Raw genomic sequence first — 13,268 nt, forward strand, 5'->3', positions numbered from 1 at the left:
CGTTATTCCTTAATTAAAAATTGTCCTAGCGTGACGCGCGGATTTCCGCCGTAATCGTCAACGGTACTCACCGCCTGGTAACCCTGCTGCAGCATGATGGCACGCACGGCTGCGCCTTGCTGCCAGCCATGTTCCAACAGCAGCCAGCCGCCAGACTGCAGCCAGCCCGGTGCGGTGTGAATAATGAATCGTAAATCGGCTAAACCCTGATCGTCCGCCACCAGCGCGCTGAGCGGCTCAAAGCGTACGTCCCCCTGCTGCAGATGTTCATCGGCGGCATCAATGTAGGGCGGATTGCTGACAATCAGGTCAAAACGTTGGGCGGGAAGTGAGTCAAACCAGTGACTGCGAATAAAGGTGGCGTTATTGATGTGCAGGCGCTGCGCGTTGTCCTGCGCCAATTCCACCGCCGCTGCAATGCGATCGCAGCCGATAACCTGACACGCTGGCCGCTCGCTGGCTAAGGCTAGCGCAATCGCACCGGTTCCGGTGCCCAAATCCAGCACGGAGCGGCCGGTGGTTGGCAGATGCGCCAGCGCCTGCTCCACCAGCACTTCGGTATCCGGACGCGGGATCAGCGTGGCATCGCTGACGCGCAGCGGTAGCGACCAGAACTCACGTTCGCCCACCAAATGCGCAATTGGCTCACCGTTAACACGCCGCGCCAGCAGCGCATTCAGCTGTTGCTGCTGCGCCGCATCCAGTTCCGCATCATCAAACGCCACCAGCCAGCTGCGGGTCTTGCCCGTGACGAAACCCAGCAAAATTTCCGCATCGCGCTTCGGGCTGTCGCCGCCACAGAGCGTTACCACAGCCTGCTGTAGCCAGCGACGAATGATCATTAGTCCTGTCCAGCCAGTGCCGCCAGCTGATCGGCTTGATACTCCTGCACAATCGGCTCAATCAGCGCATCCAGCTTGCCTTCCATCACTTCGTCGAGGCGATAAACGGTAAGGTTGATGCGGTGATCGGTAACGCGGCCCTGCGGGAAGTTATAGGTGCGGTTGCGATCAGAACGATCGCCGCTGCCCAGCAGGTTACGACGCGTGGAGGCTTCAGCGGCATTACGCTTGGCGGTTTCAGCGGCGTGAATACGCGCGCCCAACACCGCCAACGCTTTGGCTTTGTTTTTATGCTGTGAGCGCTCATCCTGACACTCCACCACAATACCGGTTGGCAAGTGGGTGATACGAATCGCGGAATCGGTGGTGTTAACGTGCTGTCCACCGGCACCGGAAGAACGGAAGGTGTCGATTTTCAAATCGCCCGCGTTGATTTCCGGCATTTCAGCTTCTGGCAGTTCCGGCATCACCGCAACGGTACAGGCTGAGGTGTGAATACGCCCCTGCGATTCGGTTTCCGGTACGCGCTGCACGCGGTGGCCGCCCGATTCAAACTTAAAGCGGCCATAAGCGCCGTCGCCGCTGATACGGGCGATCACCTCTTTATAGCCGCCGTGTTCGCCTTCGTTGGCGCTGATGATCTCCACCTGCCAGCGACGCGCTTCTGCGTAACGACTATACATGCGGAACAGATCGCCAGCGAAAATCGCTGCTTCATCACCGCCGGTGCCGGCACGCACTTCAACAAAGCACGAACGTTCATCGTCGGGATCTTTTGGCAGCAGCAGCACCTGTAGCTGCTGCTCTAACTCGTCACGCTTCTCGCGTGACGTTTTCAATTCTTCCTGCGCCATTTCGCGCATTTCCGGATCTTCCAGCAGCATTTCGGCGGTTTCAACGTCTTCCTGCACCTGCTGCCACTCGCGGAAACAGCGGGTGACGTCGCTAAGCTGGGCATATTCGCGTGACAACGCGCGGAAACGATCCTGATCGGCAATCACGCCGGCATCGCCCAGCAACGCTTCCACTTCCTCGTGGCGTTCCTGGAGCGCTTCCAGCTTGGCAACAATAGAGCTCTTCATGTAATAGCGGGTATCCCAGTGATAGGTCGTGACTGACCAGATTACTCTAAACCGAGGCTGTCACGTAAGATCTGCAGGCGTTCGCTGTCGCCGTCGCGCGCGGCCTGCTGCAGTGATTTGGTTGGTGCATGAATTAAACGGTTGGTCAGCTTGTGGGCCAGTTCCTGCAATACTTTTTCCGCGTCAGCGCCCTGACGCAACGCCATCAAGGCGCGCTCATGCAGTTCGGCACGCACTTCATCGGCTTGTGAACGATATTCGCGGATGGTTTCTACCGCGCTTTGTGCGCGCAGCCAGGCCATGAATTCGCCACTCTCCTGTACCACAATGCTTTCAGCCTGCACGGCAGCCGCTTTGCGCTGCGCCATGTTCTGCTCGATGATCGCCTGCAGGTCGTCGACGCTGTACAAATAGGCATTCGCCAGCTTGCCGACTTCAGGCTCGACATCGCGCGGTACGGCAATATCGACCAGCAGCATTGGCTGATTGCGACGCGCCTTCAGCGCGCGCTCCACCATCCCTTTACCGATAATCGGCAGCGGGCTGGCGGTAGAAGAGATAATAATGTCGGCATCGGCCAGGCGCGTTTCGATATCGGCCAGACCAATCACTTCCGCGCCAACCTCATCGGCCAGCAGCTGCGCACGTTCGCGGGTGCGGTTGGCAATCATCAACTTTTTCACGTGATGTTCGCGCAAGTGACGCGCCACCAGCTCGATGGTTTCACCGGCGCCGACCAGCAGCACGTTAACGGTGCTGAGCGATTCAAAGATTTGGCGTGCCAGTGAACAGGCGGCGAAGGCCACGGACACCGCGCTGGCGCCGATTTCGGTTTCGGTACGCACGCGTTTGGCCACGGAGAAGGTTTTCTGGAACATGCGCTCCAGTTCACTGCTCAACGCATGATCGCGTGACGAGTCAACAAAGGCTTTCTTTACCTGACCCAAAATCTGCGGTTCACCTAACACCAGCGAATCCAGCCCGCTGGCAACGCGCATCAGATGGCTGACCGCCGCGTTATCCTGATGCCAGTAGAGGCTGTTACGCACATCCTCTTCACGCAGATCGTGATAGTCACACAGCCAACGCACCAGCTTCTCCTGCAGGTCGGCTTGCTGCTCTACACTGAGGTAGAGTTCAGTACGGTTGCAGGTCGAAAGGACCACACCGCTCTGCACCATCGGCTGGGACAGCAGGCTATTCAGCGCCAGTTCCAGCGTGTCTGGTGTAAACGCAACGCGTTCGCGTAGCGCAACAGGTGCAGTTTTGTGGTTGATTCCGAGTGCAAGCAGCGTCATGTGATTCGGGTTGGGATATCCCAATAGTTGTCAGGGTTTTGTGCTGCGCATTCTACAAGATGCCACAGGTCAAGAAAAGCCATACAAAGCCTATGACTGTAATAAGATTAAACTGATCGTGCGCAATTATTGCCATAACAGCATTGACGGCTTACCTGCGGATGGTTAGCGTTACCGGTTACGAAGTAAAAACGTGTCTGAGGAGATGACCACGTGATGCATTTGCCCCCGCGCAAGTTACTGCGCCTTTTACCCCTTGCCAGCGTGTTACTGGCTGCATGTACCATTAACAAACCACAAGGTCCGGGCCCAAGCACCACGTCACCCCAATGGCAGCAGCACCAGCAGGCTGTAACCAAAATCAGCCAGTATCAGACGCGCGGTGCGTTCGCTTATCTTTCCGATAAACAAAAGGTGTATGCGCGCTTTAACTGGCAGCAAACCGCCGCCGATCGCTATCGCCTACTGCTGACCAATCCGCTCGGCAGCACCGAACTGCAGCTTGATGCGCAGGGCTCGGTGGTGCAGATCGTCGATAATAAAGGCAAGCGTTACGTGAGCAACGATGCTGAGAAGATGATTTCACAGCTTACCGGCATGGATATCCCGCTCGCCAATCTGCGTCAGTGGATGATGGGCTTGCCAGGCGATGCCAGCGATTATCAGCTCAACAGCAACTATCAGTTGCAAAGCCTGAACTACAGCCGCAATGGCCAGCAGTGGAAGGTGAATATCTCGGATTACGACAGCAAGGTTAACCCGCCACTGCCGGCGAATCTGGAGCTGACTGAAGGCGGTCAACGTATCAAACTGCGCATGGATAGCTGGACCACCCAATGATCACCACGTGGCCTGCGCCAGCAAAATTGAACCTGTTTTTATACATCACCGGCCGTCGTCCAGACGGCTATCACAACCTGCAAACGCTGTTTCAGTTTCTTGATTACGGCGACACATTACAGATTGCAGCCGATAGCAGCGACAAGATTACGCTGCTGACGCCGCTGGATGGCGTGCCGGATGAAGAGAACCTGATTGTGCGTGCCGCCCAGGCGCTAAAACAGTGCGCCGCCACACGTGGCACCTTGCCAGCGCATGCCGGCGCAACCATTGCACTGGAGAAGGTGCTGCCAATGGGCGGCGGTTTAGGCGGTGGCTCTTCCGATGCCGCCACGGTGCTGGTAGCGCTCAACCATTTGTGGCACACCCAGTTGAGCGTGGATGACTTAGCAACGATTGGCATCAAACTGGGCGCGGATGTGCCGGTGTTTGTGCGCGGACACGCCGCCTTTGCCGAGGGCGTTGGGGAACAGTTACAACCCGCGACACCTGAAGAAAAATGGTATCTGGTGGCGCATCCCGGCGTCAGCATTGCCACGCCCGATCTGTTCCGCGATCCCGATCTGACGCGTGATTCACCAATCCGCACATTAGATGAACTGTTGCAGCGTTCTTTTCACAATGATTGTGAGGCTGTGGCAAGAAAACGTTTTCGTAAGGTTGATGAGCTGCTTTCCTGGCTGCTAGAATACGCGCCGTCGCGCCTGACTGGGACCGGAGCTTGTGTGTTTGCTGAATTTGACACCGAGTCCGCCGCACGTCAGGTGCTGGAGCTTGCCCCGAAATGGATTTGCGGATTTGTGGCGCGCGGGCTTAATATCTCGCCGTTGCAGCGCACACTTTCTGGGCTATAAGCGTTTTCGTGACAGTGTCACACGTTCCAGATACTGCACGTTGCGCATTAACACACCCGTATGAACATGCTCTTTGGTATTCGCCGGTTACTCTAGAGCCGTTCATTCTCTGGACGCCAAGCCTGAGGTTCTTCTCGTGCCTGATATGAAGCTATTTGCTGGTAACGCCACCCCGGAACTAGCACAACGTATTGCCAACCGCCTTTACACTAGCCTCGGAGACGCCGCTGTTGGCCGTTTCAGTGATGGTGAAGTAAGTGTACAGATCAACGAAAATGTACGCGGTGGTGATATTTTCATCATCCAGTCCACCTGTGCCCCCACCAATGATAATCTGATGGAGCTGGTTGTGATGGTCGACGCATTGCGTCGGGCTTCTGCTGGTCGTATTACTGCTGTAATTCCTTACTTTGGCTATGCGCGTCAGGATCGCCGTGTGCGTTCTGCTCGTGTGCCGATCACCGCCAAAGTGGTTGCCGATTTCCTTTCAAGCGTAGGCGTTGACCGTGTTCTCACCGTTGACCTGCATGCTGAACAGATCCAGGGCTTCTTTGATGTTCCGGTGGATAACGTATTTGGTAGCCCAATTCTGCTGGAAGATATGCTGCAGATTGGTCTGGAAAATCCGATTGTCGTTTCCCCAGACATTGGTGGCGTAGTGCGCGCTCGCGCTATCGCCAAACTGCTCAACGACACCGATATGGCTATCATCGACAAACGCCGCCCGCGTGCGAACGTTTCTCAGGTGATGCACATCATCGGCGACGTTGCCGGCCGTGACTGTGTACTGGTCGACGATATGATCGACACCGGCGGTACGCTGTGCAAAGCGGCTGAAGCGCTGAAAGAGCGTGGCGCGAAACGCGTATTCGCTTATGCCACTCACCCCATCTTCTCCGGTAATGCAGTAGAAAACCTGCGTAAATCGGTGATCGACCAGGTGATTGTCTGCGATACCATTCCGCTGTCGGAAGAGATGAAATCACTGCCAAACGTGCGTACTTTGACGCTGTCTGGCATGTTGGCCGAAGCGATTCGTCGTATCAGCAACGAAGAATCCATCTCCGCGATGTTTGAGCATTAATTCATCGTGTGAAACCGGGCCTGGTGCCCGGTTTTTCTTTGCCTGCTCGCCATCACTTTACTCACCGATTAAGCCACTTTCCCCGCTGATATTTCCGCGATAAATTTCGTTAAAATCCGCTATTCTCGCTGCCATCCACTCTTTTCTGCCTACGCGCATTGCTGCTCTTTAGCGGTCCAATGATTAATGGTATTTTTCTCCACACTTTAGCTAAGAGCTCCGACCACTATGACTCTCGACATTTACACACTGTTTGTTTGCGAGCTCTATGTGCTGGGGTTTTTAAGTATCATTTTGATTTTTGCCTGGGTCGGTGCGCAATACGATCGCGTGCTGGGCTGCACCACGCTGGCGCTGGTTTTAACCTTTGCCGCGGTGCTTCTCAGCAGTTTACGCAGCGCTGGTCTGCATTTTTTGCCGGTGGCGCTTGGCAATGTGATGTTGCTGCTCGCCTACGGTAATCTACTGAATGCCTTCCGTATTTTTTGTGCAAAACCCCTTGGGCTCAGCTGGTTAGGCGGCGGATTGCTGTGGGCCATTCTGTGCCTGTTCCCCGAGTTTTATTACAGCCAGCCGAAGCGCGTGCTGGTGGTGTGCCTGTTGTGCATCATCTATACCGGAGCGCTGATCCGCTTGCTGTGGCGCGTACGCGCGTCGTTAACCGTTACCTTCTGGCCCGCGCAAATTCTGCTGTGGATTCATCTGCTGTTTCACGTGGCACGCATCTTTCTCGATGATGCGGTGGCTTCACCGGCACGCGGCGCCATTGGCGGCTCCAGCTTCTCGGTGTATGTGATTCTTGAATCGATTTTGTTTGTCATCGGCCTCACCTTCACCATTCTGGCGATGGTCAATGAACGCACGCAAATCGCCCATAAGCTGGCCTCGATGCACGATCCGCTCACCAGCGTGTGGAACCGCCGCGCGCTGTTCGAACAGGCCGATAAAATGGTGCTGCGCAGCGCACGTCAGTCACAGCCATTTATTTACAGCGCGGTGCTCTTCGATCTGGACCATTTTAAAAGCATCAACGATCGCTTTGGGCATCAGCAAGGCGACCAGGTTTTAGTCGATTTTTGTCAGGTGGTACAGGCGTTATTGCCGGAGGAAGGTCATTTTGCCCGTCTGGGCGGTGAGGAGTTTGCAGCAATTATTCCAGGCGATGCCGAGCAGGCGCAGCGGGTGTGTGAACGTATCCGATTGGCAACGCAGCTGTCGCAACCTAACGACGTGCGCTACACCGTAAGTATTGGTTTCGCCACTGCTCTGCAGCCCGGCCAACCTTTTCCACCGCTGCTGGCGCTGGCTGATGAAGCGCTATATCACGCTAAAGCCAGCGGCCGTAACCGTATCGAACGTTATCTTGCACAGTTACAGCCACGCCAGGAAACCGCTCTCACTTAGTGTGAAGTGTGATTGCGACGGCAGCGTTTGTCGCCGTAGTGACGCAACCAGTAATAACGATCTTCAACTCTTTCGCGTCCGCTGACGCGGGCACCCACCAGCCACAGCAACGCGCCAACAAAGATGCTGAACATGGCGCCGTGCGCGAGAAATTGCGGCAGGTTAAGTGAAGGGAGCTGATTAATAATGGAATAACCGACACCGAGCACCATCGTCAGTAAACCCAGACACATCAAACCATTACCTACCACGCGGCATTTTTGACGTTTCATGATCCACCTCCATCCTTATAAAAAGCAAAACAGCACATATGGTTAACTAGCCATAAGCTTAGGCAATACCTGCCGGTTAAGTTGCGTACAGGATCACAGATCCTTCACAACCTTTGACAAATCTTTACTGCCAGCGCCTTGATTTCGATAGAAATTGATTAGTCACACAGCGGCATCATCTGCTGTTTGTGGCCTTTGTCATCCGTGTCGTCAGGCAGTAAACTATCGCCCTTTCCGCAGCAAGGCAGGATAAACATCGTGAGCAGCATTAAACTGATTGTAGGGTTAGCCAATCCGGGCGCCGAGTACGCCGCAACGCGCCATAACGCCGGAGCCTGGTATGTGGATTTGCTGGCAAGCCGTAACAATCAGTCGTTAAAAGATGAACCCAAATTCTTCGGCTACACCGCGCGCTTGTCATTGGCGGGCGAAGATGTGCGCCTGCTGGTGCCCACCACCTTTATGAATTTGAGTGGCAAAGCCGTAGCGGCGATGGCGACGTTTTATCGCATTGCGCCGGAGGAGATTCTGGTGGCGCACGATGAGCTGGATTTGCCGCCGGGCGTGGCAAAGTTCAAACAAGGCGGCGGCCACGGCGGTCACAACGGCCTGAAAGATATCATCAGCAAACTGGGCAATAACAATAATTTTCACCGTTTGCGCGTCGGTATCGGCCATCCGGGCGATCGCAATAAAGTGACCGGTTTTGTATTGGGCAAACCGCCGGCCAGCGAACAAAAGCTGATCGACGATGCCGTGGATGAAGCGGTGCGCTGCACCGAGCTGTGGCTGAAAGAAGACAAGATTAAGGCGATGAACCGCCTGCACGCCTTCAAGGCTGGCTAAGGCCAATTCCCGCGCCGCGCAGGGCAATTCTGTGTATAATGCGCGAAATTTTTTGAATCTGTCGGCGCTGCTCTGCAGCGCTGCGCACTCAGTGAGAAAGGTAATCAGACCATGGGATTTAAATGCGGTATTGTGGGCCTGCCGAACGTCGGTAAATCCACCCTGTTCAACGCGCTGACTAAAGCGGGTATCGAAGCAGCCAACTTTCCGTTCTGCACCATCGAGCCAAACACCGGTGTGGTGCCAATGCCCGATCTGCGCCTCGATCAGCTGAGCGATATTGTTAAACCACAGCGCGTGGTGCCAACCACCATGGAATTCGTCGATATCGCCGGTTTGGTAAAAGGCGCATCCAAAGGTGAAGGCCTGGGTAACCAGTTCCTGACCAACATCCGTGAAACCGAAGCCATCGGCCACGTGGTGCGCTGCTTCGAGAACGACAACATCATCCACGTTGCGGGCAAAGTTAACCCGGCGGAAGATATTGATGTCATCAATACCGAGCTGGCGCTGTCGGATCTCGACACCTGCGAACGTGCCATTCAGCGTTGCCAGAAGAAAGCCAAAGGCGGCGACAAAGATGCAAAAGCTGAGCTGGCTGCGCTGGAAAAATGCCTGCCGCATCTGTCTGAAGCCGGCATGCTGCGCGCATTGAAGCTGGATGCTGACGAGAAAGCGGCGATTCGCTACCTCAGCTTCCTGACGCTGAAACCGACCATGTACATCGCTAACGTCAACGAAGACGGCTTCGAAAACAATCCGTACCTCGATCAGGTACGTGCCATTGCCGAAGCCGAAGGTTCTGTCGTCGTTCCGGTGTGTGCTGCGGTTGAGTCGGACATTGCCGAGCTGGAAGATGACGAGCGCGACGAGTTCATGGCTGAACTGGGTCTGGAAGAGCCGGGCCTGAACCGCGTGATTCGCGCCGGTTATGCGCTGCTGAACTTGCAAACTTACTTCACCGCTGGCGTGAAAGAAGTGCGTGCATGGACTATCCCAGTGGGTGCAACTGCGCCGCAGGCAGCCGGTAAAATCCATACCGACTTCGAGAAAGGCTTTATCCGTGCGCAGACCATCGCCTTTGATGACTTTGTTGCCTTTAAAGGCGAACAAGGCGCGAAAGAAGCCGGCAAGATGCGTTCAGAAGGTAAAGAGTACATCGTTAAAGATGGCGATGTGATGAACTTCCTGTTCAACGTCTAAATAGCCGTAGCGGTGGGATGAGATTTCATTGAATCTCCTTCTGGCTGACAAACACCCTTAAATCCACGCAATTGCGTGGATTTTTTTATTTCATCAAATCTCAGCTATTCCTGAATCCCGCTGACAAATCTGTAAAGCGATCAGTGGGGAAGCTCACTGTCCGAGCAACAGTTAACCCGCAGGATTGCGGGTAACGCGTAGCGATTAATCACTTTTTGTCTGAATAAGCGGCCTCGCCAATTTCCACTATCCTGTGCATAAGAAATTTAGCACTCACTTATGCGCGGGAGTGCCAATGAGCCGTTCTGACAATTACGACCACAATACAGCGGAAATCTTGCTCCAGAGCGGGCATGCCTGGAATGGTCAGCGATTAGAAAATTATCCGACGGGTCAGCCGGAAATTACCGTAATGAAGATGACCATTCCTGCTCATTCCGAGTTGCCGTGGCATACCCATCCGATGCCTAACAGCGCTTATATTTTGTCGGGATCGCTCACCATTGAGGACAAAGACAACGGTGAGAGCAAAACCTTCCGTGCCGGCGAGGCATTTAATGAATCCATCGATATCGCGCATCGCGGCTTCACCACCGATGAGAGTGCCGAGCTGATTATTTTCTATGCCGGCGTTGCGGGCATGGAACTTTCGGTGCCTTTGCCAGGAGAAGCGGCAGAGTATTGATCTCAGCGTTAATCCGCGCAAAAACACCGTCAATTATTCAGCAGCGCCTGCTTAAACGAATAGATGTGCACCCGCGCGGCGGCTTCCGCTTGCTCCGCATCGCCCTGCTCCAGCGCGGCGATAATCGCTTCATGTTCGGCGATCACTTCATTCATATGCGCAGCGCTGGAGAGCGTCGTCGCCCAGAAACGCTGCGCCTGCGCATGGATGATGCTGAGGATATCGGCCAGGCGTCCATTGGCGGCGATGTCCGCCAGCAGCTGGTGGAATTCGCGGTCCAGCAACATCATCTGTTCCCGGTCGCGCGCTGCGCTGGCGTCGGCAATGCGCTGATTCATTGCGCGCAAATAAGCAATCTGCGTCGGATTAACGCGCTGCGAGGCCAAACGCAAACACAGCGCCTCGTTGACTAAACGCACCTCAATTAACTCCAGCGCATCATCAATCGATAGCGGTGAAACCATCACCCCTTTGCGTGGAATAATTTGCAGTAACCCTTCCGTTTCCAGCCGATGCACCGCTTGATTCACCGGCGTTCTGCCCATCTCAAGGTCATCCATCACCTGCGCGATATTCAGATAGTCACCGGGCTTGTAACGCAGCGTGATCAGCCGGTGCTTGAACGCCAGATACGCCCGTTCGTTGAGAGAAAGGCTCTTCGGCTGGGTCGGCGAGCTCACATTTTCAGCAATACCATTACTCATCACGCGCATCCTTATTAGGTAACTGAGACATCTTACACAAAAACCTGGCATGAAAATGGCTAGATTGAAATTACTGTGAAATTTCACACGCATTTCAACTCTGGAGATTTAGCCCATGCAATTACGCTTCACGACTGATTACGCAGACGCCGCAGTGCTGGATGTAGAGGTTAATGCGCTGGTGATTGCCGGCTGGGTTGGCCGCGATCAGGCTGCGGTACTGCACCATATCAGGGAGCTCGAGGCACTTGGCGTGCCCGCTCCTGGTGCAGTGCCGCTGTTTTACCGCGTCGCCACTAACCAGCTCACTCAGCAAACCCAGCTGGAAGTGGTCGGCGAACAGACCTCTGGCGAAGCCGAACCCTTTGTGTTTTTCCACCGCGGTGAATACTGGGTTTCGCTGATTTCCGATCACACCGATCGCCATCTTGAAACCTTCAGCGTGGCGCTTTCCAAACAGGCGTGTATCAAGCCGGTTGCCGGTCATGCCTGGCGCATGTCCGAGGTGAAAGCGCATTGGGACCAGCTGGAACTGCGCGCCTGGATCAGAGTGAACGGCGATTGGGTCACCTATCAACAGGGTGCGCTGTCGTCGCTGCTCACGCCAATCGATCTGTTGCAGCGCTATTTCGCCGATCGCGAAGTGGAAGAAGGCTTTGCCATGTCGTGCGGCACGCTGAGCGCCATCGGCGGCATTCGTCCAGCGAGTGAATTCCGCATGGCACTGCACGATCCGGTGCTGAATCGCACGCTGGAGCACACCTACATCACCGGCGCGCTGCCGGTCATCGCCTGATAAGGATTCTTTATGACGACGTTATGGCAAGCGAGCCAGCAGCTGCTCGCCGGACAAGGCTCTGCCGCAGAACTGACGCAGGATGCGCTGAGTGCCATCGCCGCCGAACCCGGCGAAGGCCAGCGGGTTTTCACCCGCGTGTATGCCGCCGAGGCGCAGCAGCAGGCGGAACAGGCCAGCACGCGCTGGCAGCAGCGTCAGGCGCGCAGCCCGATTGATGGCCTGCCGATCAGCATTAAAGATCTGTTTGACGTTGCCGGAGAAGTGACGCTCGCCGGCTCACATCTACTCAGCAACGGCACTCCGGCCGCAGCCAACGCCAGCATGGTTGAACGGCTGCAACAGGCCGGCGCGGCCCTCGTCGGCAAAACCAACATGACCGAGTTCGCCTTTACCGGCCTCGGCATCAATCCGCACTACGGCACGCCCGCCAATCCATGGCAGCGTGCTGAGAAGCGTATTCCGGGCGGATCCTCGTCGGGCGCGGCGGTGGCGGTGGCCGATGGCATGTGTCTGGCGGCAGTCGGCACCGATACCGGCGGTTCGGTGCGTATTCCTGCGGCGCTGTGCGGATTAACCGGCTTTAAACCCAGCGCCAGCCGCATCGACCAGCGCGGTACCCTGCCGCTGGCGGCGTCGCTCGACAGCATCGGCGTGATTGCGCACGACGTGCGCAGCTGCTGGCTGCTCGATAGTGTGATTGCCGACCAACCGCTGGTGATGGATCAGCGTGAACTCTCTGATGCGCATTTCGTCATTCCACAAACGCGCGTGCTGGCGGGGCTCGACCAGCACGTCAGTGCTGCCTGGCTACGCGCGCTCGAGGTGCTGCGCGCCCAGGGTGTGCAGCTCACCGAACTGCCGCTCGATGAGCTGGCGGAGCTGGATACGATGAACGCGCGCGGCGGCATTACCGCCTGGGAAGCCTGGCAGTGGCATCAGGCGTACGCGCTGTCCCAGCCTGACGCCTACGATCCGCAGGTTCTGACGCGCATCAAACGCGGCAGCTTGCTGAATGCCGAGGATGCCGCCGAGCTTTATCAGCTGCGCGCCGACTGGCAGCAGCGTGTGGAAAACGCCGTGGCGCCGTTCGACGGCATCTTAATGCCGACGGTGTCGCTGATCGCCCCTACCCTTGCCGAACTCGACGACCCTGCGCGTTACATGCAGGTCAACATGCTGATGCTGCGCAACACCAGCGTGATCAACATGCTCGATGGCTGCTCAATTTCTCTGCCTTGTCATCAACCCGGCGCTGCGCCGGTTGGCCTGATGCTGTCCTCAACCCATGGCAACGATGCTGCATTACTCACCTGGGCTGCCGCGCTTGAAACCACCCTGAAACGGAGTAGCTGATC

The 13,268-nt window shown here is 56.0% G+C and carries 14 protein-coding genes; 9 read left to right on the forward strand and 5 right to left on the reverse strand.

Annotated elements, in window-relative coordinates:
- Window positions 1-2: 2 nt before the first annotated feature.
- Genes prmC through hemA form a run of 3 tightly spaced genes read right to left on the reverse strand, consistent with a single transcriptional unit; the run spans window position 3 to window position 3,222 of the window.
- On the reverse strand, window positions 3-842 hold the full coding sequence (gene prmC, locus WH298_RS01130) for a peptide chain release factor N(5)-glutamine methyltransferase (RefSeq protein WP_180821983.1): 840 nt from the start codon (window positions 840-842) through the stop codon (window positions 3-5).
- Window positions 842-1,924 (reverse strand): peptide chain release factor 1, encoded by a 1,083-nt coding sequence (prfA, locus tag WH298_RS01135; protein ID WP_180821984.1) that lies wholly within the window; start codon window positions 1,922-1,924, stop codon window positions 842-844. The genes prmC and prfA overlap by 1 nt, the downstream gene beginning before the upstream one ends.
- A gap of 41 nt (window positions 1,925-1,965) precedes the next feature.
- Window positions 1,966-3,222, reverse strand: a complete 1,257-nt coding sequence (gene hemA, locus WH298_RS01140; RefSeq protein ID WP_007892893.1) for a glutamyl-tRNA reductase — start codon at window positions 3,220-3,222, stop codon at window positions 1,966-1,968.
- A gap of 216 nt (window positions 3,223-3,438) precedes the next feature.
- Here hemA and lolB point away from each other — a divergent pair, with 216 nt between their 5' ends.
- From lolB to WH298_RS01160, 4 genes are all read left to right on the forward strand, one after another.
- Window positions 3,439-4,062 (forward strand): lipoprotein insertase outer membrane protein LolB, encoded by a 624-nt coding sequence (lolB, locus tag WH298_RS01145; protein ID WP_180823672.1) that lies wholly within the window; start codon window positions 3,439-3,441, stop codon window positions 4,060-4,062.
- Window positions 4,059-4,916 (forward strand): 4-(cytidine 5'-diphospho)-2-C-methyl-D-erythritol kinase, encoded by an 858-nt coding sequence (gene ispE, locus WH298_RS01150; protein ID WP_238344404.1) that lies wholly within the window; start codon window positions 4,059-4,061, stop codon window positions 4,914-4,916. Before lolB ends, ispE begins: the two co-directional genes overlap by 4 nt.
- Before the next feature lie 136 nt (window positions 4,917-5,052).
- The gene (gene prs / locus WH298_RS01155) at window positions 5,053-6,000 is read left to right on the forward strand and encodes a ribose-phosphate diphosphokinase (RefSeq protein WP_006118899.1); all 948 of its coding nucleotides are present in this window, start codon (window positions 5,053-5,055) and stop codon (window positions 5,998-6,000) included.
- 228 nt (window positions 6,001-6,228) lie between these two features.
- A complete protein-coding gene (locus tag WH298_RS01160; protein WP_180821985.1) occupies window positions 6,229-7,404 on the forward strand; it encodes a GGDEF domain-containing protein in 1,176 nt (391 codons plus the stop codon).
- On the opposite strand, the gene ychH is transcribed toward WH298_RS01160, so the two are convergent.
- The gene (gene ychH, locus WH298_RS01165; RefSeq protein WP_007892909.1) at window positions 7,401-7,676 is read right to left on the reverse strand and encodes a stress-induced protein YchH; all 276 of its coding nucleotides are present in this window, start codon (window positions 7,674-7,676) and stop codon (window positions 7,401-7,403) included. The genes WH298_RS01160 and ychH overlap by 4 nt on opposite strands.
- Window positions 7,677-7,934: 258 nt before the next feature.
- On the opposite strand from ychH, the gene pth reads away from it, so the two are divergent.
- The 3 genes from pth to WH298_RS01180 all read left to right on the forward strand — a co-directional run bounded on the left by pth (window position 7,935) and on the right by WH298_RS01180 (window position 10,410).
- Window positions 7,935-8,522, forward strand: a complete 588-nt coding sequence (pth, locus tag WH298_RS01170; RefSeq protein ID WP_176971697.1) for an aminoacyl-tRNA hydrolase — start codon at window positions 7,935-7,937, stop codon at window positions 8,520-8,522.
- Window positions 8,523-8,633: 111 nt separating this feature from the next.
- Complete coding sequence (gene ychF, locus WH298_RS01175) at window positions 8,634-9,725, forward strand: redox-regulated ATPase YchF (RefSeq protein ID WP_180821986.1); 1,092 nt, start codon at window positions 8,634-8,636, stop codon at window positions 9,723-9,725.
- A gap of 295 nt (window positions 9,726-10,020) precedes the next feature.
- Window positions 10,021-10,410, forward strand: a complete 390-nt coding sequence (locus WH298_RS01180; protein WP_180821987.1) for a cupin domain-containing protein — start codon at window positions 10,021-10,023, stop codon at window positions 10,408-10,410.
- 29 nt (window positions 10,411-10,439) lie between these two features.
- Here WH298_RS01180 and WH298_RS01185 read toward each other — a convergent pair whose 3' ends face one another.
- Window positions 10,440-11,114: a GntR family transcriptional regulator gene (locus tag WH298_RS01185; RefSeq protein WP_180821988.1), complete on the reverse strand. Its 675-nt coding sequence runs from the start codon at window positions 11,112-11,114 to the stop codon at window positions 10,440-10,442.
- A gap of 115 nt (window positions 11,115-11,229) precedes the next feature.
- Here WH298_RS01185 and WH298_RS01190 point away from each other — a divergent pair, with 115 nt between their 5' ends.
- Both WH298_RS01190 and WH298_RS01195 read left to right on the forward strand, forming a co-directional pair.
- Window positions 11,230-11,910, forward strand: a complete 681-nt coding sequence (locus tag WH298_RS01190) for a DUF2848 domain-containing protein (RefSeq protein WP_180821989.1) — start codon at window positions 11,230-11,232, stop codon at window positions 11,908-11,910.
- A gap of 12 nt (window positions 11,911-11,922) precedes the next feature.
- Window positions 11,923-13,266 carry an amidase gene (locus WH298_RS01195; RefSeq protein ID WP_180821990.1) on the forward strand — a complete coding sequence of 448 codons (1,344 nt, stop codon included), beginning with the start codon at window positions 11,923-11,925 and terminating at the stop codon, window positions 13,264-13,266.
- Window positions 13,267-13,268 lie beyond the last annotated feature (2 nt).

Origin of the sequence: Pantoea nemavictus (assembly GCF_037479095.1) — a bacterium.
In the GTDB taxonomy this organism is placed as follows: Bacteria; Pseudomonadota; Gammaproteobacteria; order Enterobacterales; family Enterobacteriaceae; genus Pantoea; species Pantoea nemavictus.

Excerpts from the sequence above, each read along its gene's own strand:
- lolB (WP_180823672.1), top strand. The coding sequence starts at position 3,439 with ATGCATTTGCCCCCGCGCAAGTTACTGCGCCTTTTACCCCTTGCCAGC.
- ychF (WP_180821986.1), top strand. The coding sequence starts at position 8,634 with ATGGGATTTAAATGCGGTATTGTGGGCCTGCCGAACGTCGGTAAATCC.
- WH298_RS01160 (WP_180821985.1), top strand. The coding sequence starts at position 6,229 with ATGACTCTCGACATTTACACACTGTTTGTTTGCGAGCTCTATGTGCTG.
- WH298_RS01180 (WP_180821987.1), top strand. The coding sequence starts at position 10,021 with ATGAGCCGTTCTGACAATTACGACCACAATACAGCGGAAATCTTGCTC.
- ychH (WP_007892909.1), bottom strand. The coding sequence starts at position 7,676 with ATGAAACGTCAAAAATGCCGCGTGGTAGGTAATGGTTTGATGTGTCTG.
- WH298_RS01185 (WP_180821988.1), bottom strand. The coding sequence starts at position 11,114 with ATGAGTAATGGTATTGCTGAAAATGTGAGCTCGCCGACCCAGCCGAAG.
- prmC (WP_180821983.1), bottom strand. The coding sequence starts at position 842 with ATGATCATTCGTCGCTGGCTACAGCAGGCTGTGGTAACGCTCTGTGGC.
- hemA (WP_007892893.1), bottom strand. The coding sequence starts at position 3,222 with ATGACGCTGCTTGCACTCGGAATCAACCACAAAACTGCACCTGTTGCG.
- ispE (WP_238344404.1), top strand. The coding sequence starts at position 4,059 with ATGATCACCACGTGGCCTGCGCCAGCAAAATTGAACCTGTTTTTATAC.
- prfA (WP_180821984.1), bottom strand. The coding sequence starts at position 1,924 with ATGAAGAGCTCTATTGTTGCCAAGCTGGAAGCGCTCCAGGAACGCCAC.
- WH298_RS01190 (WP_180821989.1), top strand. The coding sequence starts at position 11,230 with ATGCAATTACGCTTCACGACTGATTACGCAGACGCCGCAGTGCTGGAT.
- WH298_RS01195 (WP_180821990.1), top strand. The coding sequence starts at position 11,923 with ATGACGACGTTATGGCAAGCGAGCCAGCAGCTGCTCGCCGGACAAGGC.